Origin of the sequence: Serratia sp. PGPR-27 (genome assembly GCF_022678525.1) — a bacterium.
In the GTDB taxonomy this organism is placed as follows: domain Bacteria; phylum Pseudomonadota; class Gammaproteobacteria; order Enterobacterales; family Enterobacteriaceae; genus Serratia; species Serratia nematodiphila.
Window position 1 is genome coordinate 1 of the sequence record NZ_JALBYS010000097.1, and the last position, 239, is coordinate 239.

Here is a 239-nt window from a genome sequence, read left to right on the forward strand (position 1 = left end):
TAGCCGGTGAGGTGCAGGAGGCTGTAAATCAACATGGAGCCGTGGCCGTTGGAGAGCACGAAACGGTCGCGGTCAGCCCAGTGCGGGTTAGTCGGGTTGTGGTTGAGGTAGTCACGCCACAGGACTTCGGCGATGTCCGCCATGCCCATAGGGGCCCCCGGGTGGCCGGAATTTGCTTTTTGTACGGCGTCCATGCTGAGTGCGCGGATAGCGTTGGCAAGCTCTTTACGAGAGGACAT

The 239-nt window shown here is 60.3% G+C and carries 1 pseudogene; it reads right to left on the bottom strand.

What is annotated here, in order from left to right:
• Window positions 1–239, bottom strand: a pseudogene (locus MMS95_RS24170) (transketolase); the annotation flags it as partial.